Here is a 20,491-nt window from a genome sequence, read left to right as displayed (position 1 = left end):
TGTAGGAGGATGAGATCATGATTAATATTAGTGAAAAGGCAGCAGAACAATTAAAGGCGATGCTTGCTGAACAAGAAGTACCGAACATGTTCCTCCGTATTGGAGTAACGCCCGGCGGTTGTAGTGGATTCTCGTACGCTATGGGCTTTGATGATAATGAAACCGATCAGGACGTATATATGGACATTCAAGACATGAAAGTGGTTGTGGAGAAGGAGAACCTTCGTTACCTGGATGGTCTCGAAATCGACTTTGAAGAATCCGGCATGACGGGTGGTTTCACCATCAACAACCCTAACGCTACTGCAACTTGCGGCTGCGGTTCAAGCTTCCGGACAGCTACGGATGCAGGGAAACCTAACGAAGAGCCTTGCTAATCACAGCAATCACGGCTCCAAGCCCCGTGTTGGATTCTAACAACACAGGCTTGGAGTTTTTTTTATTCTCAATGACAAAAATCAACACAAGGAGTTCGGAAATGGAAATGGAAATCAGAAAATTAAAAGCTGGTGAACAGCCTCCATTAGAATTACTTCTATTAGCAGATCCTTCGGAGAGCTTAGTTAACGGATATTTACAAAGAGGGTTATGTTGTGTGGCTGAGGTAGATAACAGCATCATCGGAGTCTACGTTGTGCTGCAGACAAGACCGGAGACTGTTGAGATTGTTAATATCGCCGTAGACGAAAATAAACACGGGCAAGGAATAGGTAAGCAACTGCTGAACCATGCGATTCAGAATGCCAAGCTGCTTGGGGCCAAAACCATTGAAATTGGCACAGGAAATTCGAGCGTTGGACAATTGGCACTTTATCAGAAATGTGGATTCAGAATCACTGGCATTGATAGAGATTTTTTTATTAGGCATTACAGTGAAGAGATCTTTGAAAATGGGATTCAAGTCATAGATATGATACGCCTGTCGCTGGATTTATGAGTAATAGGGGAGTTTCTCAGAAGCCATTTAATGGGCGCTGGGGTAGCTCTTTATTCTTTTACATAGGAAGCAAACGATAAATCGCTAACCATGTATCACGAACGATATATCGCTAACCATGTATCGCAAGCCATGTATCGGACACAGATGACCCTAAACGCCGCATTTTCCCATATTTGTGGTGCCAACGGACCGCATTGCCGCTATTGCTATGAAAATCAGTAAATATGAAACTCTTTCTAAGCGATAGTGTCACTGGAGTCCGAAACCACGCCTCAAAGGTTGAAAATCTGCAAATAACGTCATCTGGGTCCGAAATGCTCATGGGTTAACGACACTGTTGAAGCAGATAGCTATTGTTTAAAAACACAGAGCAGCGATTCTCCACATAACTGGAGAATCGCTGCTCTGTGTTTTTTTTGCGAGGGTCGGACCGTCTGTGCATAGAAGTAAGCTGTTTATAGGCAGTCCCCTGCGTACATTAGGCTGGAATAATAAACTTGTAATTAATCATAAATACGATGAGCGCTGCAGCTCCAAGGGAGAAGGCGATACAGCCCGTACCCAGTGCTCTGCGTTTGTCTTTAATAAATTTAAAGCCAATGGCGCAGATCAGTATAGTCGTTCCAGCCAATACAATGGACATCCCAAGCATAGCCACCCAATATAAAACCTCAAAAAACTGTGCCATTCTGAGCCCTCCCCGCGCTGTGCTTTTTAGTGATTCTGTTAGTACTCACTATAATAGTAGAAATTGAAAATGTAACCGCTATTAATAATACAATGATTTTGAAGATTATTCTAGTTATAGTGAACTCATCCATTAAGATATTGATGTCGAATTTCTTGAGAACTGAATCTACAAAATCCGCGGTTGTACCCTGTCGCTGTCGACTGATGCTGTGCTAAACACTAAGCCCTTTTTGCTAAGAGCGGCATCTTACACGGACAATCATACAAGAGGGCGAGACCTTCTCTGAGTAATGTATAGGGTAGGCTGGATTGTGAAGGGAGGGAAAGGACGATGGCAGGAAGACAATTGGCCAGTAAGTGGCTGAAGACAGAGGCGTTGCTGACCGACGCTCGGGTTGCACCCTATATCCCAATGACGAGGGGGTACAGGGCAGAAACGCTCCTGGCAATGCTTCGTAGATATGGAAATGTTGTCATTAAACCTATTGTGGGTGGCGGAGGTTACGGTGTAATCAAAGTTTTTCGGGATAGTCGCGGTTATGGATTCACCTATATGGACAGAACTCGAATTTACAAGGATTTTGGATCCATGAGACGTGCGCTTAATACTGTGAAGGCAAGACGCAGATATTTGATTCAACAAGGGATTTCCCTTGCGAGAATCGGTGGACGGCCTATTGATTATCGGGTCAAAGTAGTTAAGAATGGTGAGGTTTGGGAATTTCGCTCCATGGTAGGGAGATTGGCTCGGCCAGGTCTGTTCGTAACCAATCTTTGTAAAGGGGGAACGATGCTATCATGTCGTGAAGGACTTCGTAGATCGTTGCCGCGGATTAAAGCTTCAGCGAAGAAAGCAGAAATGCGGAGACTAACCCATGTATGTATCGGAATTATGGAACGGCATTTTCCGGGAATAGGTGAGCTGGGCTTTGATTATGCTGTAGATTATTCGGGGAAAATATGGATTTTGGAGGTTAATACAAGACCTCAATAAATTAACAATTATTTTAAGAATTGACGATAATAGAGTAGTAAGATAAAATTGCGTTTAGTTGCGTTCTTTTGGGGTAAATAACATTGTAATTTATTTACAATAAAAATATATTTTTTGCTTTATACAAGTGGTTCAATCCTGTGTATAACTATTATCCCCATAGTCCACTGTGTAGCTAGTACCTTTATAACGCTTACACACATTTTATACACAGGATTTCCACATGTACTTGTGGATAACGCGAACGCTTGTTCGAAAAATGATAGTTTGATATGATAGATTCAGATCCAAATAAAGGAAAGGTAGATGAAGTTTATGGTTGAATTGTCGGATGAGATGCTGCTTGACTCTTACCATAGAGCAATAGAGCTGCAACTAGAGCATGATTTCATCGCTCTTCTACTCGTTGAAATTCGCAAACGAAACTTACACTCTCCAGTACATGCGGTTCTTCATTAAAAAAGCGCAAAGGATAACTTTGTAGCAGGCTACATATATAAAACCGCGAGGCACAAACAAACATAAAAGGGTATCCTCACAGGCTGTTATCAACAGGCCTGTAAGAATACCCTTTTTTATTGTGTTAATAGATTTAGAGTTTCATATTACTGCTGTGACCCGGTGATAGCTTCGCTTCTGGATCAATGTACACCTTAGCATTATTCACAGCCGTTGGAGCTTCGCCAAATCCTACAGCAATCAGCTTCAGCTTACCAGGGTAAGTTGTGATATCGCCGGCAGCAAATATGCCTGGAATGCTTGTTTCCATACGCGAGTCAACAACAATGGAGTTCCCTTCAATATCAATACCCCATTCGGCAATAGGACCTAGGGAAGAGATGAATCCGAAGTTAACAATAACGCTGTCCACTTCAATTTCTTGAGTTTCTTTGGTCTTGATATTTGACAATGTAACCTTGGTAATGAACTCATCACCATGCAGCTCTGTAATTTCAGTAGGGGTAACTACGTTAACCTTGGAAGCCATCAGGTTCTCAACGCTATGTTCATGCGCACGGAATTTATCCCGGCGGTGAATCAGGGTTACCTGTTCAGCGATGGGTTCCAGCATGAGCGCCCAGTCAACTGCAGAGTCACCGCCACCGCTGATCAGAACTTTTTTATCTTTAAAGGCATTTAGATCATTTACAAAATAATGGAGGTTTGCTTTTTCAAAACGTCCAGCGTTGGGTAATTCCAAACGACGAGGTTCAAATGCACCTACACCAGCTGTAATGATGATCGCCTTACTGTGGTATTCGGCTACATCGGTTGTAACCACAAAATGACGTTCGTCCCGTTTTTGAACAGAAATCACTTTCTCCTCCAGCCGGATATTGGATTGGAACATATCCATTTGCCGAGACAGGTTGTCGACCAATTCTTGTGCTGTTACTTTTGGAAAACCTGCCACATCATAAATGTATTTTTCTGGATAAAGGGCAGCAAGTTGTCCCCCCAATTGGGGCATACTTTCAATAAGGGTTACTGATGCCTGACGCATTCCGCCGTAAAATGCGGCAAACATGCCAGCTGGCCCGCCACCTATGATTAAAAGGTCGCTCATAGGAACGCTGGATTGCTCTTGGGTCACGGGATATTACACCTCCGAGTTGATATATTCATTTTGCCATACTTGTGTACCTACTTATTATAATCATTGTGACACATACCTGCAAAGAAAGACTTTAGAAGTCAATAAAAGTGTGACGTTTTTTAGTATTTTAATGTTTGATTAATGCTACACTAAGGTTTACAATGGATATGGTCAATTTAGAAATGCTTCAAGTTTGATTGGAATTTCTTCTAAATATAAGTGTATAAATTCACAAAAAGGACCGTACATTGTTTCAATAAAAAATACAAAGACAGATTTACCTCTTGGAAGGAGCCGGAACATGAGTAGTATTCCCAAAATCGTTATCTTAGGCGCGGGCTATGGGGGTATTTTGACCGCACAGCGCTTGCAGAAGGCTTTGAATTATAATGAAGCGGATGTCACGCTTGTAAACCGTCACGAGTACCACTATTTTACTACCCATCTACATATGCCTGCGGCGGGTACGGACAGTATTGAACACACTCGGGTGTCCATTTCGAAACTAATCGATGAATTCAAGATCGACCTCGTGAAGTCATCTGTTCAGGAAATTCGTACTCAGCAGAAAAAGATTATTTTGGAGGATGGTACCCTATCGTACGATTATCTTGTCATTGCTTTAGGTGGAGAGCCTGAAACATTTGGTATTCCTGGACTTGATAAATACGCACTGACAATCCGGAGCATCAATTCCGTTCGTTTAATTCGCGAGCATATTGAATATCAATTCGCTAAGTACAAGAACGAGAACAATGCTCAGGAGCATATTAATTTTGTTGTCGGTGGTGCCGGCTTTAGCGGTATCGAATTTGTAGCTGAATTAGCTGACCGTATCCCTGGACTGTGTAAAGAATATGACGTTGATCCAAGTATGGTTAATATATATAACGTAGAGGCTGCTCCGACAGCACTGCCTGGTTTCGCTCCTGAGCTTGTTGAGTATGCGATGGACTTGCTCACCAAAAAGGGAGTTACCTTCAAGATGGGTGTTGCGATCAAGGAGTGTCTGCCAAACGGGGTAATTCTGGCATCAGGCGAAGAAATCAAAGCCTCCACAATTATTTGGACAGGCGGAATCCGTGGCAATCGTCTTATTGAGGCTGCCGGATTTGAAGCTATGCGTGGGCGCGTGAAGGTAGATGAATATCTACGTGCACCGGGCCAAGAGAATATCTTCATTATTGGTGATGGCTCCCTTATGATTAATCCGGAAGGACGCCCTTACCCGCCAACCGCTCAAATTGCTATGCAGCAGGGTGAATGCTGTGCGCATAATTTGGTGGCGGCAATCCGCAATCAACAGCCGAAGAAATTCGCATTCAGCAATAAAGGAACCGTAGCTTCCCTAGGCAAAGGCCAAGGAATCGCTGTAGTAGGCAGCAAAACTTACAAGGGCTGGACTGCAGCTCAGTTGAAAAAAGTTGTAGATATGCGCTACTTGTTCATTATCGGCGGAATTCCGCTGGTTCTGAAAAAAGGAAGATTCTTATAAGATGCGCCATTGCAGCGTACAGGTACGCGGACTGCTGACTCGGGAAGAATTGGACCGTTATAACGGACTGATAGAGGTTGGATCTTATCTGGAGGATCAGAACCAGTATGATCTGGCTTATATCGTTCAGAAGGAAATTGATCTGCTCATTCTCCCTGGTATCGAACGCCTGAAGGATAAAGGGCGCGCTCGGGATCGGGCCACGGCTGAATATCTGGAAAGTTTACGTGAAGATGATGAGGATAACGAAGATGAGGATTCAGGAACTTCGGTGTCTTAATCTAATAATATGGCAGTTAAAAAGGGTGTGTCTCCATGCGAACTGGAGACACACCCTTTTTTTGTTGTTACAGCTTGAGCATTTCTTCAAAAGATTCTTCTGTCAGCAGATTGCCGACATAAAAAGGTCCGAATTCGCCGTAGCGGGCACTTACTTCGTCAAAACGCATTTCGTATACCAGCTTTTTGAATTGCAGTGCATCTTCAGCGAACAGAGTCACGCCCCATTCCCAGTCATCAAAACCGACGGAGCCGGTAATAATTTGCTTCACTTTACCTGCATATGAACGTCCAATTAACCCGTGTGAAGCCATGAGCTCCCGGCGTTTGTCCATATCAAGCATGTACCAGTTATCGGCAAGCTCGCGTTTTTTGTTCATAGGATAGAAACAAATGTGTTTCGCTTGCGGTAAAATAGGCTTTAAACGTGCGGCAACATGCGGATTCTGCATAGGGTCGCTGCCGTCGCTGCCACTGCCACCAGCAGCGTAGTTGCTTAATTCAACAATACTTACATATGAATAAGCTTTGGTTGTATATTGAGCAAAAGCGATTTTGTTAAAGGCAGTCTCAAGCTGGTTCAAAGCTTCTAGGCTTTCGCGCAAAAACATCATTACAAAATCAGCCTTTTGGCCCACTATGGAGTATACTGCGGTGCTGCCTTCTTTAGCTTCCTCAACAGGGCTCCATTCCTGCATAAAAGCATGTAGTTCTTCCAGGGCAACGGCACGTTCTTCATCATCTGCTGCCGTCCAAGCGGTCCAGTTCAGAGAGCGGAAGTCATGCAGTGCATACCAGCCTTCCAGTGTCAAAGCGGCTTCGATCATGATCTCACTCCTTAAAAGTTTTACGAAGCATAAGCCTCGCCCAAAATAACATCGCGTAAAACTTGCTTCGAAAGCATACGCTTAGTTTTACGAAGCATAAGCCTCGCTGAAATAACATCGCGTAAAACTCGCAATTGAAGCATAAACTTAGTCTTACGAAGCATCTGCTTCATAGGCTATGTATGATCTGATTAATCTACTTGCATTGTATCGCAATCAAGCCGCCAAGAGCAAACGGAGGCATCCTCTAAGTGTGCGAATTAGTGCGTGAATTTGAATAAAGTTCATTGCTTCGTGACATTTTTTCTAGTAAACTTACTACTAGCTTGTAAAAGATGTGCGCTTCTTTATAGAAAGGGGTGGAGACGGTAAGATGGGATTTATTCCAGTGTTTATCCTAGCCGTTTTATTCTTTGTGATGATGTTTGGTATCGGCTTTATTCTTAACATGTTAATGAAGACAACCTGGTTTCCCGCTTATCTATTCGTACTTATTATTCTACCCGTCGTAATCTATTCTATTTGGGATAGAAACGCGATGTCGCTCTGGGAGCATCTCTCCAGTTTCCACTTTGTTGATTATCTTACAGGTGTCGCTGGTCTTGCAGGTGCTATACTTAGTGGATGGACCATTCAAAAGCTGCGCTTTGGCGGTTACAAGATGTTTTAAAGATTTGAAAGAGCCTATGTTATGAATCAGTCTTATATTTCTGCGAGAAACGGGATACCTTCCTCTTTAGAGGACGGCGAAGCCGTTTCTTCTTGTTTAATAGAGGTAGATATTCGTAAGAAGAAGTTGATTATATTGCGAAAAGAGTCGAAATTGGGATTTTATTTACATTTTCGCTATGTTAATTTGTGATAGAATAGAATCCTGTATGAATTCGTGTAAACAAGGGGGTATCCGTAGATGCGGATGAGTAACTTACATCATTTCACCGAACATCATCGGTACTGCGTTTCCCGCGAATTTGGTCTTAGTGTTATAGATGGACGTATGCTTAGCTCTGTATATCAACCTATGGTAGGAGCCTTTGCAATCAGTTTCTATCGCTTGCTGGTTGAACATGTGCCAGCAGATAGCATTGGCTATTCTGGAGTGGAGCAACAGCGCAGGCTATTTATGACTTTGGGTGTTGAACCCAATGAGAAAGGCCGCAAATATTTAATTGATCAGGCCTCCCGGTTAGAAGCAGTGGGTCTGTTGCAGACCTGTCGAATCTATGTGCCGGAAACAGATGATTATTTATATGAATATGAGCTAATGCCGCCGCTATCGCCAGCCGACTTTTTTGCCACTCAGCATTTAACCTTGCTGTTACGTGATAAGATTGGCAAATTTGCTGTGCTGTCCTTACGGGAACAGTTCTGGAATCGCGAACCGGAAGAGTGGAGTCGCAGATCTATAGGCAAAGAGAATATTTCCGTGCCTTTTTATGATATTTTTCAACTTAATACACATGTCATTGATTATGAGCTGGAGCAAGCTTTGGCAGAGGTAGCCTCTGTTCGACAGCCCGGCACGCTTGAATCCGGAGAGCAGGCAATCGGATACAGTGACATTATTTTGCGTTTTCCACGGGAGTCTGTGAATCGGGCTCATGTAGAAAAACTGCGCTTTGACCATACTCAAATGGGTGTAATTAACTATGTTGCTCATAAATACGAACTGAGTCCGCAGGATTTATGTCGTTTGCTGGATGAGGATGGAGTGTTCTCACCGGAGGGCGAGGTCATGCTGGATGCGTTGCAATATAAAGCGAGCCAACATTTCAGGCAAGATATGAAACGACAGGAAAAACGTGAAATTGCAGCTGCGAAAGTTGTTTCTATCCGGTCCAGTGCGACCGAAGAGAATGATGATTCTATAGCACCACCAGAGCAATCTGTTGAGATGGAGTATTATGTAGAAGTACCGCCACAATTTTTGTCCAAATGTGACATTCACCAATATAATATGATGCTGCGGAACGAACCTTATACGAGACTGCTACAAACCTTTTTCCCGGGTGCAGTGCCCAGCCATCTGATGGATATGTTCGAGAAAATAGATCTGAACTATAAGCTGAGCGGTGAAGTAATTAATGTACTCATTCATTATTTAATGACTATGGTAGCCTCGGGTGGAGAACAGCGGATGAACCGCAATTTTGTAGAGGCTATCGCCTCCAATATGCTGGTTAAACAAGTGAACACCTACGAGAAGGCTGTAAGATATATTAGAGATCAGTCCAAAGTGAAGGGCAAGGGGACAACGGCTAATACGGCTGGAGGAACACGATCACGTTCTTATGCCAAAAATTCAGGCCGATCCAATAAACCGGAAATTCCGATTGTGCTGGATGATGGAAGTGCCGGAACAGTATCGGAAGAGGAATTCGCGGCGATGATGAAGAAAGCAGCAGAAATTAAAGCCAGTAAGAAAAAAGGCGTATCGCAAACGCCTTAATGAAAGAGAGGTGGAACAATGGAGTCAATGGGCGATGTACTTCGTTCGATCAACAATCCAACTCTACGGCAGCGTCAACGCGATCTTGAACAGGGGTTATTCAATCATCCACTTGTGAAGGCATTACAGTCCGAACATCCTGAACTGGACGAATCACGACTGCGGCTTCATATGAGTCGCCTGTATCAATATGTAGAGGAAAGCCGAAACTGTGCGAACTGCCCAGGACTAGAGAAGTGTCCAAATGATTTTCCTGGCCATTATAGTAAACTAACGGTAGAAACTGTGAATGGTTCAGTGGATCTATATGAACGCAAGACGGCATGCCGACTTAAAGTGGCACAAGATAATCAGGATAACATCCGCAAACGTATTCGTAGTTTTTATGTGGACGAGCGTGTACTTAACGGCGGTTATGATGAGATAGATATTATGGGCAAAGACCCGCGCCGGGTCTCGGCTGTGAATAAAATATTTGATTATATCACGAATGTTAAAGAGGAAGGCCTGACTTCACGCGGCATTTATTTACATGGCTCTTTCGGAACAGGCAAAACTTTTTTGATGTGTTATTTACTGCATGAGCTTGCTGTTGCTGGATATACCGGAGTGATCGTATACATGCCAGACTTTATAGAGGACTTGAAATCGATCATGATGGATGGCCAGAAGATGAAGGAAACTGTTGATACGATGAAAAACTGCGATTTACTTATTTTTGATGACATTGGTGCGGAAAATTTGAATCCTTGGGCTCGTGATCATGTACTTGGGGCGATCTTGAATTATCGGATGAACCGCAAACCAACCTTCTACACCTCGAATTATCCGTTGGATGGCTTGGAGAAACATCTTAGCTTTACGAGCAAAGATGGTGAAGAGGTCTATAAAGGCCAACGACTAATGGATCGCATTGCTCCTTTTGTGGATGTTCTTCCACTGCATGGGGAGAATCAAAGAGGGGCCAATAGATAAGCCTGGAATATTCATAATGTAAAATTCAAAAGAGCAGTGATTCCTCTTTTATTAGAGGATCGCTGCTCTTCGTTTTTTTTGGTTATTCGAACTCAAACGCCGCTTTTTCCCTGCTACGAAGCAGGATCGCCTTAAGTCCTGATTGTTTTTCACTTGTTCAAACACACTTTCGGGTTGCAGCATCTGGCGGGCATACTGAATCTGATCGATAATTAGGGAATATCTCCCTAAAAATGAACTGATTCGTCAGCGAAAACAGATATTCTCCCGATTATTAGGGAGGAATTCCCTGATTTCGTTCATTTATAGCAAATATCGGTTATAATCAGGGAGGTTTTCCCTCATTATTCTAAAAAAAGAAGCCGCCCCATAAGTAGCATTCACTACTTTTGAGACAGCTTCTTTTTATTGTGCGAAGATTCCTTTATTCCGAGAGAATGAACTTAAGGATGACCATTCCGAAAAAGACAACCGTCATAAACGTGGTCATTCCGAAAAATCCGGTCATCAAATCCCCAAGATCATTGCGGGGTTCTTCGTTGATATGTTCTCGTGGGTCCCGTACTTGCGCGTTAACATCCATAGTTTCTGCCTCCTTACAGGGACAAGCCCCATATTATTAGATGCAAATTGACATTAGTTTATGAAATAAGTCATTGACAATTAATGCGCTTTCTTTAAGTATACCGAAATGCTGGGGAGGTTGTAAAGAAAAGAGTACGCAAAAAAAATACATTGAAGGCAATATAATTGCGAGTGATATTTCACATATCCCATAAAGATATGTTATACTTGTAATGTGTCGGTAAGTGGTAATTTGGTTATCATATTACATGAAACAATTTATTAACTCATATTTCGGAGCAGCTTCCATGAACTAAGCTTTGGCTTAAGATGTGCGTAATGCTTCGCAAAACTTAAAGGAGGAACAATATCATGGCTATCGTGAACGTGTCTGACCAATCCTTCAGTAACGAAGTGGAAGGTCAAGGTACTGTAGTAGTAGACTTCTGGGCTCCTTGGTGTGGTCCTTGTAAAATGCTCGCTCCAATCTTGGATGAATTGTCCACAGAGCTCGGAGACGACGTGAAAATTGCAAAATTGAATGTGGATGAGAATCCGGAAACGGCTTCCCGTTTTGGTGTTATGAGTATCCCAACTCTGATCTTCTTCAAAGATGGTCAACCGGTAGATAAAGTTGTGGGACTGAACTCCAAAGAATCCCTGAAAAATATCGTAGCAAAACATCAATAATTGATAGATGCTACTGTTCGGGCCTCGGCCCTGCCACTCAGCGCCTTCGGTTCATTCCGGAGGCGTTTTGTGTGCTGAATGCCAACTAATCATGGGTCCAATTTAGCTGGAGGGGATCATTTTGGACAATATCCGCAATAAACTGGCACTACTACCCGATCTGCCTGGCTGCTATCTGATGAAGAATCAGGAAGGCACTATTATTTATGTGGGCAAAGCGAAGGTACTCAAGAATCGGGTGCGGTCTTATTTTACAGGCAGTCATAATGGTAAAACGCAGCGGCTTGTCGCTAATATTGCTGATTTTGAATATATCGTTACGTCCAGTAACATGGAAGCGCTCATTCTAGAGTGTAATCTGATTAAGAAACATATGCCGCGTTATAATGTGCTTCTAAAAGACGACAAGACGTTTCCTTATATAAAAATAACGAATGAAACTCACCCGCGCCTTGAGGTTACACGCCGGGTGATTAAAGATAAAGCAAAATATTTTGGCCCTTATCCTAATGCTTATGCTGCTCAGCAGACAAAAAAGCTCCTAGATCGTATGTACCCGCTTCGTAAATGCGGCGTGATGCCAAAGGAGGTCTGTCTTTACTATCACATGGGCCAGTGTTTGGCACCGTGTGAGAAGGAGGTTCAGAAATCCGAGTATGAGCAGATTACGCAGGACATCGCTGCTTTTCTAGGCGGAGGTCATGAGGCGGTTAAAAAGGATTTACAGCAAAAAATGCAGGAAGCTGCTGAGGAATTATATTTTGAGCGGGCGAAGGAACTGCGGGATCAGATTATCCATATCGATGTATTGATGGAGAAGCAGAAGATCAACACTACAGATACTAAGGACCGGGACGTATTTGGTTATGCTGTAGACAAGGGATGGATGTGTGTACAGATTCTGTACATGAGACAAGGGAAGATGATTCAGCGCCATTCCTCCGTGTTCCCGTTCTATGGTGAAGCCTACAGTGACTTTATGTCTTATGTGACGCAGTATTATAGTGATAATCCCGCTTTGCCGCAGGAGATCCTGCTGCCGGATGTGCTCGATGAGGAATCTCTGGCTAATAAAGAGACTAAACCCGAGATCGCCATAGCTGCTCCAGCAGAAGCGGATTTACAACAGGGTGAAGATACTCCTGAATCGGCTGAAGAGGCTGAGGCACGTGCGACGGCGGCGGAGGAAGCTGCGGCAGCTGGGATCGTGGATGCCGCTGGCGGCGCCTCCATTCTGCAGGAGTGGCTGGGCATTAAGGTGCTTGTGCCACAACGCGGTCTTAAGAAGCAGATGGTTGGCATGGCTTGCCAAAATGCAAGAGTGGCTATCGACGAGAAATTCCGGCTGATTGAACGGGATGAAGAGCGTACCTCTGGAGCAGCGATCAGCTTAGGCGAGAGCTTGGGGCTTGAACGCTTGAGCCGTATTGAGGCGTTCGATAACTCGAACATTCAGGGGACTAATCCGGTCTCAGCGATGGTTGTCTTCATTGATGGTAAGCCTGCACGAAAAGAGTACCGTAAATATAAGGTTCGTACGGTAGTGGGTGCGGATGATTATGGAACGATGCGCGAGGTCATTCGGCGGCGATATGAACGGGTATTGAAGGAGAATCTTCCGATACCGGATCTTATCGTGGTCGATGGAGGGAAAGGGCAAATCTCCTCTGCGATTGATATTCTGGAGAATGAGCTGGGATTATTCATTCCGGTCTGCGGCCTTGTTAAGGATGATAAGCATAAGACGGCTCAGCTTTTAGTTGGAGATCCGCCAGAGCCTGTCGCGCTAGCCCGGGACAGTCAGGAATTTTACCTTTTGCAGCGGATTCAGGATGAGGTCCATAGGTTCGCGATTACCTTCCACCGTGAACAGCGCGGGAAGTCCATGGTTACCTCCAAGCTGGACTCTATACCTGGTATAGGTGAGAAGCGCCGTAAAGCGCTGCTAAAGCATTTCGGGTCGCTTAAGAAAATTAAAGAAGCCTCCGTGGATGATTTCCGTACACTTTCTATTGGAGAAAAGCTGGCAAAACAAATTCTTGATGCGCTCAAGGATGAAGAGCCAACCTCATAGCAATGGTGACAAAAGAAAAAGGGTATCAAAGCAGCGACTAAAGCTGCTTTGATGCCCTTTTTTAATTTTATTACGTCTTCACATTAGTTTAAATCAAAGAAGAAGGCTCCACCGGCTTAGGCTTCTGTGGTGGATTAAATCGATAGACGATGTAAGCGACTATGAACGGCATAATAATCGCGAAGATACCCGCGCCTACATTTACGCTCTCCTTCATAAAGATCAGCGTAGCGCCCATCAGGATGCTGTCAAACACGACATGGCTGAACATGACAGCAATAAACCCGTAACGAAGGAAAATATAGCTGAACAGCAGCCCGATTACAGTCAGCTCAATGGGACGGGAGCTGATGGGATAGATCGGATATAACGTATGGCCAAACGCCCAAACCAGCGTGGTGATCAAGCAAGCGATAAAAGTGTTCCGGAACACCTTTTTCAGCATAGGAATTCCGAAAAAGCGATAAATGGCTTCCTCAGATAAACCAGCGAGCCATGCGACGATAGGCAGAAGCCAAGCATATCTCATGTTATAAGGAGATTGGGTGGCGTCTGTAGTAGACCAATTGTGCAAGGTAAACGATAATATGATGAACATAACCGTCTGCACCCCTAGCAGAACGAAAGCCCAGATGTAACCAGCCCGGATACTGTCCAACACATATTGTCCATAGCCGGGCTCTTTGGCGCGGGGCCAAGGGTTCATGCCTTCCTCTTTTCGCCATAAGCCATTGCCGCCCACTAAAGAGAAGTAGAGCAAGGAGGACATCAGCAGGCTGTACAAAGCATAAATGATAAACATAATGACAGAGGTAATCTGTGCTTCTAGCCCTTCACCCGTAGATTCAGGCAGCATATTATAGGTGCTGATCATCATGATTACAAAATAGGCTGAGCTTAGGAATACTCCACGTTTAAAGGAAGTATGCTCTCTTCTAAGAATACTGTAGACGAGTGCCAGAATTCCTAAAATCAGTGTGGGTATACCGTAACCGAATAATGTTAGCTTTTCCGCTAAAGAGGTCTGTCCTTGTACGTAGGAGGTATGCCAAGCTGGTGCAGTGAATCCGGCATTAAAGGTGGATACCTGCTCTCCACTGAAATCAAAATAATAGTGCAATAAGGATTCGCCGACCTGAACAGTACTATCCGTATATACTAGCCCATGGCTTCCTGTATTCGATTCAATTTGTAGCTTGGCAGGATTTACTTCCCATTCCTGAAGCCAAGGACGAGCAAGATTCTCCTTCTGCGCTAGAGTGAGGTCAGCTCCCTTGTCCTCTTTTGCACCAACGGAAGCAATGCCTGGCCCCTCATCGGAGACAACTTTTGCAGCCTTTGAGAAAGCGACAATCTTACCGGTATACATATTGAGGTCAACGATGATTTGCGGCTCTTGCTCCGCTGAAGGAGTAAGCGTTGCCCGAAAGACATCAAAAGGATATTTTTGATCCAATTTTTTCTTGGTGTAGTCCTCCACAAGCTTCTCGCGAGACATATAACCATAAAAGGAAGAGTCCGTCTGGTAAAGTACATTCCATTGATCGTTTGGTGCTTCGGTGTAGTTGAGCTTTTGTTCTGCGAATAATATGGCTTGGTCACGGGCTTCTGCCTTGCTAATGACGGTGGTATCTTCACCTGTAGGGCTACTAAGCAGTGAAGGGGAAATCTGAAACATAATAAATAGAATAAGACCGATAATGCCCGAGATGATGAGCCTCTTGGAGAGGGCACGTTGCTGTAAGGGCTGGCCGACGGGATTCATGTAACGCCTCCTTGTTATGTACTGACAATGTTATGTTCCATTATAGTATTAGTGCCTGGTTGGTTACAAAAAACATTATATGTTCTTTTTATGGGTAATAGAGATAGTATAGAATAGTCATGTGAATTTATACCATGAATTTTATCGTGTTCATTTCTGCACGAATGATGAGAATCGGTGTAATTGCAGGGAAAACACGGAAAAGTGATGAGAAAAGGCACTCCTTTTGATGCAGTCTCTTTAAACCGCATTTTTTCATGTGAATGAGCATTAATTGTGTCTTTGTGAATTCACTAAATAACGTATATAATTTGTATGCAATTGTATAGTAGCCGAATTTCTGGTGAAAACGGGGGAACCATAAGAAGTGATGAAAAGTGGAGTGTACACGATAAATGGCACTTTCATCAGGGGTGAATTTCGTTCTGGGAACGAATAGGGCAGCCTGCACAGTCCGAATCCGACAGCTAACCTCGTAGGCTAATTTACTGCAGGAACCAAGTCAGCATTGGTTTTCCAGTGCTTTTTTTGTTGGAATTTTTGATAAGAAGGTGAGCAAAGTGGCTTCACAGTTTCGCAGGATTTCTGAATTTAAGTTTCTGAAGCTCTCGCCGCCGCAGATACTGGTGCTTGGTTTTGCATCGATCATTCTGATAGGGGCCTTGCTGCTTATGCTGCCCATCTCAAGCACAAGCGGGAATTCCGTGGAATTTATTGATGCATTATTTACTTCAACGTCGGCAACCTGTGTTACAGGGCTTGTTGTGCTGGATACCGGAACTTCGTTCACCATTTTTGGGAAAACCGTAATTATGATTCTGATCCAGATCGGCGGCTTAGGTTTTATGACCATGGCCACTCTATTTTCACTGGTGTTAAAGCGTAAAATATCTTTGCGGGACAGGCTAATCCTACAGGAAGCCATGAATCAAGGCTCTATGGAAGGAATTGTGCGACTGATCCGGAGAGTCCTCATATATTCTCTTGTCATAGAAGGCTGTGCCGCTGTGCTGCTGTCTATTCGCTGGGCTTTTGATATGCCGTTGGGAAAAGCGATTTATTATGGCATATTTCATGCGGTGTCTATGTTTAATAATGCGGGGTTCGATATTTTTGGGGATTTTCGCAGTTTAACTGATTATGTATATGATCCGCTTGTGAATATTATTGTGATGTTTCTGATTGTCTCCGGCGGGATTGGTTTTATTGTAATGTCAGATCTGGTGGAGTTTCGGGTAACCCGCAGGCTGTCTCTACATAGTAAAGTTGTCCTGTCCACCAGCACAGGGCTGATTCTGATCGGAGCTTTGGTTATTTTTATATTTGAGTTTACTAACACTCGTACCCTGGGTTCACTGAATTTCGGCGGTAAAATATTATCGGCCTTCTTTCAATCCGTGTCTCCCCGTACGGCTGGCGCGAACACAGTAGATATTGCTGGACTTCGGCAGGCTACACAATTTTTCATAGTGATTCTTATGTTTATTGGTGCTTCTCCGGGCTCAACGGGCGGGGGGATTAAGACAACAACCTTTACGATGATGATTGGTGCTGTAATTGCTATGCTGCGTGGACGGGAAGATGTTGTGTTGTTCCGTTATCGGCTGGCTCAAGAGCGCATCTACAAGGCATTAACGATCACGCTGCTGGCTTTGTTGTTAATTGCCTCTGTGTCGATGATACTCTCCACAACTGAAGACAGTAATTTCTTGGCAATCTTGTTTGAGACGACCTCCGCCTTTGCTACGGTAGGACTGACTATGGGGCTAACTCCGGAACTGTCAGCGATCGGTAAGATTCTACTCTGTCTGACGATGTTTGCAGGTCGGCTAGGTCCACTAACCTTAGCGTATGCACTCGGTCCCAAACAGGGTAAACCACTGTATAAGTATCCGGAAGGTAAAATAATTATTGGATAGGAGTTAATTAGAAATGAAAGCACAGCAATTTGTAGTAATCGGCTTAGGTCGCTTCGGTTCAAGCCTGGCGCTTGAGCTGATGGAAATGGGCTACGAGGTGCTCGGCATTGACCACCATGAAGAACGCGTGGAGGAAATGAGCGATCAGCTGACGCATACGGTAGTAGCAGATGCTACAGATGAGGGAATTATGCGCTCGCTTGGTGTACGGAACTTTGATTGTGGGATTGTTGCGATTGGTGACAATATGGAGAGAAGCATTCTGGCGGCCATTTTGTTGAAGGAGATTGGAGTCAAGCAAGTGGTGGCTAAGGCAATCTCTATCCTTCATGGCCGCGCACTGTCGCGGCTGGGGGTTGATCGGGTTATTTTTCCGGAGCGGGATATGGGGATTCGTGTGGCACATCAGCTGGTGACGCCCAATTTGCTGGATTATATTGAACTGTCCAAGGATTATAAAATTGTCGAGCTGACCGTACCTTCCTGCATGAACGGCAGAAGCTTGTCTGATTTAAATACAAGAGCTAAATATGGCTGCAGTATTGTTGCCCTAAATAGGGAAAGCGGAATAATCGTCGCTCCAACTGCCCATGATTATTTGAGTGAAGGCGATGTTATGGTACTCATTGGTCCTAATGAAAGTATTGACCGTTTTGAGAGTGAAGTTGTGAACCAAGAATCATAGAAAAAGAAGCTGACTCAAAAGTAGTGAATTCTACTTAGGGGCAGCTTCTTTTTTATGGAGTAAAGAGTAGGAAACGTATTGGATTTTAATATGCCATATGACTATAGACCATGCGTAGTGTTCTATAATGTTGGTTTGGTCGGTGCGCGACTTGCTAGGTGTGGTTATCGTACGGCTTGAAATTAGATGATTTGAGGTATCTGTGACGGTGAAATATGTGTGACGAAAAGCGATATGCGTTCTTTGTTTGTACGATGTACAGAGTGGGTGTGAACTAATTAGGGAAGACCTCCCTAAAAATAGCCGCTATTCGCTCTAAATGAACGACATTAGGGAATTCCCCTCTAATAAACAGAGGAATTCCTTTATTAGTTAGTTACTGAATGGGCCGAAAATTAGGGAAGTTTTCCCTAATTATAAGTCTGCTGAACAGAAATCTCTGAACTTCAGGGAGAAATTCTCTAATTACGCTATAAGTACTTCACTTATTGCCTCATTTGGAGATCACTAGGTGCGCCCCTTGATTCATTTGGTCCGGCTTTACTGCTCACGTTCTGTCAGAAACATCTCTTCGGTAACTTGCACCAGACTGCGAGCCGCCGTGCTCATGCTTCCATCGTCACGGTAGATCAGGCAGGTGGTCCGTTGAGTCTGTTCCAGCTCCTTGATATGTAAGGACACCAGCCCGCCGCCGTTCAGCAGCTCTGGACGCAGATAAGACTTTGGCAGCAACGCAGCCGCTTTGACAGTCGGAAGCAGCCGTACGATGGCTTCGAAGGAGTCAATCTCCATGCGCACATCGGGATCAATCCCGCAGCGCTGGAATAGATCGTCCGTCAGACGCCGGTACCAGGTCCCCTTTGAGAAGAGAATCATAGGCAGCCGGGATAGATTATCCATGGTTAGCTTGGAAGATAAATTTAAAGGATGCTGCTCTGAGACGACTAGTCGCAGTTGATCCTCAAATAGAGAAATGCAGCGCAACCCAGGTTCTTGAATAGAGGAAGCGATCAGACCTACATCTGATTTTCCCTCACTAACTGAGGATACGATCTCATGCGTTCGGCCTGTGATCAGCTTCAGCTCTGCGGTCGGATATTTGTCCATATAAGCGTTTACCAGCGGCGGAAGCGTGGTCTGCAGGGAGGTAAGACTAGCCCCCAAGGTGACAAGCCTTGGCTCCCCCTCTTTGAATTTGGAAAGAGCCTCCAGAAACTTGGAACGCTGCTGCCGTTGTTCAAGCGCATAGGAATAAGTGAGACGCCCAACCTCGGTTAACTCCAGTCGTTTGCCATAACGATTAAACAGTGCAACCCCCAGACGTTCCTCGAGTTTAGAAATTTTGCGAGACAAGGCGGGCTGGGATAGATTGAGCTGGCGTGAGGCCCGGTTTAAGCTGGAATGTTCCACAACTGCTGCAAAAACATCTAAATCGTCAAACATAATTGAGTTCCTCTCCTAATGCGATGTACGATCAGTAGTGATGAAATTCATAGCCGTAAGAGTAACTGTTCTTATTACATAAGGAAAATCAGGTTATGTCGGAAAATGTTGTTTTGCTAAATGAGAATTATTATCATATAAAATCTATTCTTATGCGTTTATTGTATAACGTTTAATAATTAGATTGCAATTCCCTTATAAGCGAAAAAAGAGTAACATGAAAAGTGACACAAGATATTCACATTTTGTGAAAAATAAAACTAAGTCCGGTAAACTCTAGGATAACGGTAAATTAAGGAATTATGTCATTGGATTGTCAACGTTATCCTGTGTCAAATGTAGTTCCGGCGGTGAATACCCATTAATGAAAACGCTGTTTTAATCGGAAAGGGGTTACTTTGTATGAAAGGATTTTATTCCAGAAAGATTCATTCCTTGCTAGGCGTTATCCCACTTGGAGCCTTCTTCATTGAGCACATGATGACGAATTTTGCGGCTGTAGAGGGTGGCGCTTCCGGTTTCACTGACAGCGTGTTATGGCTGAACAGCCTGCCGCTCGTCTTCTTCCTGGAATTGTTCGGTATATGGCTTCCTCTGCTGTACCATGGGGTATACGGACTTTATATTGCGTATCAATCCAAGCCGAACTTGAACCGTTTCAACATTGAAAGAAACTGGCGTTATACCCTGCAACGGATTACAGGTATTGTTACCTTCATCTTTATCGTCTGGCACTTGTTCCAAACACGGGTTCAGGTGGCGGTGGGTAATGTGGAGCATGAAGAATTAGGCGGTCTGATGCATGATATCGTGACTCAGCCACTTCTGCTGACACTGTATATTATCGGTATCGTTGCTGCATGCTTCCACTTCTCGAACGGTCTCTGGTCTTTCTTGATCAGCTGGGGAATTACCGTAGGTCCACGTGCACAGCGGGTATCTTCTTACCTCTGTCTTGGCATATTTGTATTAGTAACTTTCATGTTCCTGATTTCGCTGGTTACTTTCCGTGACAGTGAATTTCAAACTGCAGCAACCATTGCCCAGTCCATAAAGACCTTCATTTAATTTAAGAATCCTTTCTGATATTTTCGATAAAAGGAGT

The 20,491-nt window shown here is 44.1% G+C and carries 20 protein-coding genes and 1 riboswitch; of the genes, 14 read left to right on the top strand and 6 right to left on the bottom strand.

Going from position 1 to position 20,491, the window contains the following annotated elements:
• Nucleotides 1–17 precede the first annotated feature (17 nt).
• The gene (locus NST58_RS27430; protein ID WP_036685235.1) at nucleotides 18–377 is read left to right on the top strand and encodes an iron-sulfur cluster assembly accessory protein; all 360 of its coding nucleotides are present in this window, start codon (nucleotides 18–20) and stop codon (nucleotides 375–377) included.
• A 107-nt stretch (nucleotides 378–484) separates the two neighbouring features.
• On the top strand, nucleotides 485–937 hold the full coding sequence (locus NST58_RS27425) for a GNAT family N-acetyltransferase (RefSeq protein ID WP_076128052.1): 453 nt from the start codon (nucleotides 485–487) through the stop codon (nucleotides 935–937).
• 481 nt (nucleotides 938–1,418) lie between these two features.
• On the opposite strand, the gene NST58_RS27420 is transcribed toward NST58_RS27425, so the two are convergent.
• Nucleotides 1,419–1,628 carry a hypothetical protein gene (locus tag NST58_RS27420; protein ID WP_036685233.1) on the bottom strand — a complete coding sequence of 70 codons (210 nt, stop codon included), beginning with the start codon at nucleotides 1,626–1,628 and terminating at the stop codon, nucleotides 1,419–1,421.
• A gap of 333 nt (nucleotides 1,629–1,961) precedes the next feature.
• Between NST58_RS27420 and NST58_RS27415 the strand changes: the two genes are divergently transcribed.
• Both NST58_RS27415 and sda read left to right on the top strand, forming a co-directional pair.
• On the top strand, nucleotides 1,962–2,624 hold the full coding sequence (locus NST58_RS27415; RefSeq protein ID WP_076127972.1) for a YheC/YheD family protein: 663 nt from the start codon (nucleotides 1,962–1,964) through the stop codon (nucleotides 2,622–2,624).
• Between the two features lie 315 nt (nucleotides 2,625–2,939).
• A complete protein-coding gene (gene sda, locus NST58_RS27410; RefSeq protein ID WP_036685584.1) occupies nucleotides 2,940–3,083 on the top strand; it encodes a sporulation histidine kinase inhibitor Sda in 144 nt (47 codons plus the stop codon).
• 133 nt (nucleotides 3,084–3,216) lie between these two features.
• On the opposite strand, the gene NST58_RS27405 is transcribed toward sda, so the two are convergent.
• Entirely contained in the window at nucleotides 3,217–4,191 is a 975-nt protein-coding gene (locus tag NST58_RS27405; protein ID WP_076128050.1) for an NAD(P)/FAD-dependent oxidoreductase, read from the bottom strand.
• A gap of 331 nt (nucleotides 4,192–4,522) precedes the next feature.
• On the opposite strand from NST58_RS27405, the gene NST58_RS27400 reads away from it, so the two are divergent.
• Both NST58_RS27400 and NST58_RS27395 read left to right on the top strand, forming a co-directional pair.
• Complete coding sequence (locus tag NST58_RS27400; RefSeq protein WP_036685230.1) at nucleotides 4,523–5,716, top strand: NAD(P)/FAD-dependent oxidoreductase; 1,194 nt, start codon at nucleotides 4,523–4,525, stop codon at nucleotides 5,714–5,716.
• Between the two features lies 1 nt (nucleotide 5,717).
• Nucleotides 5,718–5,996, top strand: a complete 279-nt coding sequence (locus tag NST58_RS27395; RefSeq protein ID WP_036685228.1) for a hypothetical protein — start codon at nucleotides 5,718–5,720, stop codon at nucleotides 5,994–5,996.
• 67 nt (nucleotides 5,997–6,063) lie between these two features.
• On the opposite strand, the gene hemQ is transcribed toward NST58_RS27395, so the two are convergent.
• A complete protein-coding gene (gene hemQ / locus NST58_RS27390; protein ID WP_036685226.1) occupies nucleotides 6,064–6,822 on the bottom strand; it encodes a hydrogen peroxide-dependent heme synthase in 759 nt (252 codons plus the stop codon).
• Nucleotides 6,823–7,195: 373 nt separating this feature from the next.
• Here hemQ and NST58_RS27385 point away from each other — a divergent pair, with 373 nt between their 5' ends.
• The 3 genes from NST58_RS27385 to dnaI all read left to right on the top strand — a co-directional run bounded on the left by NST58_RS27385 (nucleotide 7,196) and on the right by dnaI (nucleotide 10,246).
• Nucleotides 7,196–7,492 carry a YuiB family protein gene (locus tag NST58_RS27385; RefSeq protein WP_036685224.1) on the top strand — a complete coding sequence of 99 codons (297 nt, stop codon included), beginning with the start codon at nucleotides 7,196–7,198 and terminating at the stop codon, nucleotides 7,490–7,492.
• A 240-nt stretch (nucleotides 7,493–7,732) separates the two neighbouring features.
• Nucleotides 7,733–9,271: a helicase DnaB gene (locus NST58_RS27380; protein WP_339244846.1), complete on the top strand. Its 1,539-nt coding sequence runs from the start codon at nucleotides 7,733–7,735 to the stop codon at nucleotides 9,269–9,271.
• A gap of 18 nt (nucleotides 9,272–9,289) precedes the next feature.
• Nucleotides 9,290–10,246 carry a primosomal protein DnaI gene (dnaI, locus tag NST58_RS27375; protein ID WP_076134190.1) on the top strand — a complete coding sequence of 319 codons (957 nt, stop codon included), beginning with the start codon at nucleotides 9,290–9,292 and terminating at the stop codon, nucleotides 10,244–10,246.
• A 424-nt stretch (nucleotides 10,247–10,670) separates the two neighbouring features.
• On the opposite strand, the gene NST58_RS27370 is transcribed toward dnaI, so the two are convergent.
• On the bottom strand, nucleotides 10,671–10,829 hold the full coding sequence (locus tag NST58_RS27370) for a YqzM family protein (protein ID WP_094902239.1): 159 nt from the start codon (nucleotides 10,827–10,829) through the stop codon (nucleotides 10,671–10,673).
• Between the two features lie 353 nt (nucleotides 10,830–11,182).
• Here NST58_RS27370 and trxA point away from each other — a divergent pair, with 353 nt between their 5' ends.
• Together trxA and uvrC are read left to right on the top strand one after the other, a co-directional pair.
• Nucleotides 11,183–11,500 carry a thioredoxin gene (gene trxA, locus NST58_RS27365; RefSeq protein WP_036679814.1) on the top strand — a complete coding sequence of 106 codons (318 nt, stop codon included), beginning with the start codon at nucleotides 11,183–11,185 and terminating at the stop codon, nucleotides 11,498–11,500.
• Between the two features lie 121 nt (nucleotides 11,501–11,621).
• Nucleotides 11,622–13,574: an excinuclease ABC subunit UvrC gene (gene uvrC / locus NST58_RS27360; RefSeq protein ID WP_305953705.1), complete on the top strand. Its 1,953-nt coding sequence runs from the start codon at nucleotides 11,622–11,624 to the stop codon at nucleotides 13,572–13,574.
• Between the two features lie 88 nt (nucleotides 13,575–13,662).
• On the opposite strand, the gene NST58_RS27355 is transcribed toward uvrC, so the two are convergent.
• Nucleotides 13,663–15,339 (bottom strand): CPBP family intramembrane glutamic endopeptidase, encoded by a 1,677-nt coding sequence (locus NST58_RS27355; protein ID WP_339244841.1) that lies wholly within the window; start codon nucleotides 15,337–15,339, stop codon nucleotides 13,663–13,665.
• 320 nt (nucleotides 15,340–15,659) lie between these two features.
• Nucleotides 15,660–15,835: riboswitch (cyclic di-AMP (ydaO/yuaA leader) on the top strand.
• A 64-nt stretch (nucleotides 15,836–15,899) separates the two neighbouring features.
• Here NST58_RS27355 and NST58_RS27350 point away from each other — a divergent pair.
• Complete coding sequence (locus NST58_RS27350) at nucleotides 15,900–17,258, top strand: TrkH family potassium uptake protein (RefSeq protein WP_249267754.1); 1,359 nt, start codon at nucleotides 15,900–15,902, stop codon at nucleotides 17,256–17,258.
• Nucleotides 17,259–17,271: 13 nt separating this feature from the next.
• The gene (locus NST58_RS27345; protein WP_036679808.1) at nucleotides 17,272–17,943 is read left to right on the top strand and encodes a TrkA family potassium uptake protein; all 672 of its coding nucleotides are present in this window, start codon (nucleotides 17,272–17,274) and stop codon (nucleotides 17,941–17,943) included.
• A gap of 540 nt (nucleotides 17,944–18,483) precedes the next feature.
• Here the strand turns inward: NST58_RS27345 and NST58_RS27340 are convergent.
• Nucleotides 18,484–19,386, bottom strand: a complete 903-nt coding sequence (locus NST58_RS27340; RefSeq protein ID WP_036679806.1) for a LysR family transcriptional regulator — start codon at nucleotides 19,384–19,386, stop codon at nucleotides 18,484–18,486.
• 402 nt (nucleotides 19,387–19,788) lie between these two features.
• On the opposite strand from NST58_RS27340, the gene NST58_RS27335 reads away from it, so the two are divergent.
• Entirely contained in the window at nucleotides 19,789–20,454 is a 666-nt protein-coding gene (locus NST58_RS27335) for a succinate dehydrogenase cytochrome b558 subunit (protein WP_036679804.1), read from the top strand.
• Nucleotides 20,455–20,491 lie beyond the last annotated feature (37 nt).

It is taken from the genome of Paenibacillus sp. FSL R10-2796 (genome assembly GCF_037965315.1).
GTDB classification, from domain to species: Bacteria; Bacillota; Bacilli; order Paenibacillales; family Paenibacillaceae; genus Paenibacillus_AQ; species Paenibacillus_AQ odorifer.
The sequence above is the reverse complement of the archived record's forward strand: the minus strand, read 5'-3'. Positions and strand labels throughout refer to the sequence as shown.

Bases quoted from the DNA above. Each gene is read 5' to 3' on its own strand.
- NST58_RS27335 (WP_036679804.1), top strand. From the start codon at position 19,789: ATGAAAGGATTTTATTCCAGAAAGATTCATTCCTTGCTAGGCGTTATC.
- dnaI (WP_076134190.1), top strand. From the start codon at position 9,290: ATGGAGTCAATGGGCGATGTACTTCGTTCGATCAACAATCCAACTCTA.
- trxA (WP_036679814.1), top strand. From the start codon at position 11,183: ATGGCTATCGTGAACGTGTCTGACCAATCCTTCAGTAACGAAGTGGAA.
- NST58_RS27355 (WP_339244841.1), bottom strand. From the start codon at position 15,339: ATGAATCCCGTCGGCCAGCCCTTACAGCAACGTGCCCTCTCCAAGAGG.
- NST58_RS27425 (WP_076128052.1), top strand. From the start codon at position 485: ATGGAAATCAGAAAATTAAAAGCTGGTGAACAGCCTCCATTAGAATTA.
- NST58_RS27420 (WP_036685233.1), bottom strand. From the start codon at position 1,628: ATGGCACAGTTTTTTGAGGTTTTATATTGGGTGGCTATGCTTGGGATG.
- NST58_RS27345 (WP_036679808.1), top strand. From the start codon at position 17,272: ATGAAAGCACAGCAATTTGTAGTAATCGGCTTAGGTCGCTTCGGTTCA.
- hemQ (WP_036685226.1), bottom strand. From the start codon at position 6,822: ATGATCGAAGCCGCTTTGACACTGGAAGGCTGGTATGCACTGCATGAC.
- NST58_RS27380 (WP_339244846.1), top strand. From the start codon at position 7,733: ATGCGGATGAGTAACTTACATCATTTCACCGAACATCATCGGTACTGC.
- NST58_RS27430 (WP_036685235.1), top strand. From the start codon at position 18: ATGATTAATATTAGTGAAAAGGCAGCAGAACAATTAAAGGCGATGCTT.
- NST58_RS27415 (WP_076127972.1), top strand. From the start codon at position 1,962: ATGGCAGGAAGACAATTGGCCAGTAAGTGGCTGAAGACAGAGGCGTTG.
- NST58_RS27340 (WP_036679806.1), bottom strand. From the start codon at position 19,386: ATGTTTGACGATTTAGATGTTTTTGCAGCAGTTGTGGAACATTCCAGC.
- NST58_RS27405 (WP_076128050.1), bottom strand. From the start codon at position 4,191: ATGAGCGACCTTTTAATCATAGGTGGCGGGCCAGCTGGCATGTTTGCC.
- NST58_RS27400 (WP_036685230.1), top strand. From the start codon at position 4,523: ATGAGTAGTATTCCCAAAATCGTTATCTTAGGCGCGGGCTATGGGGGT.
- sda (WP_036685584.1), top strand. From the start codon at position 2,940: ATGGTTGAATTGTCGGATGAGATGCTGCTTGACTCTTACCATAGAGCA.
- NST58_RS27395 (WP_036685228.1), top strand. From the start codon at position 5,718: ATGCGCCATTGCAGCGTACAGGTACGCGGACTGCTGACTCGGGAAGAA.
- NST58_RS27370 (WP_094902239.1), bottom strand. From the start codon at position 10,829: ATGGATGTTAACGCGCAAGTACGGGACCCACGAGAACATATCAACGAA.
- NST58_RS27385 (WP_036685224.1), top strand. From the start codon at position 7,196: ATGGGATTTATTCCAGTGTTTATCCTAGCCGTTTTATTCTTTGTGATG.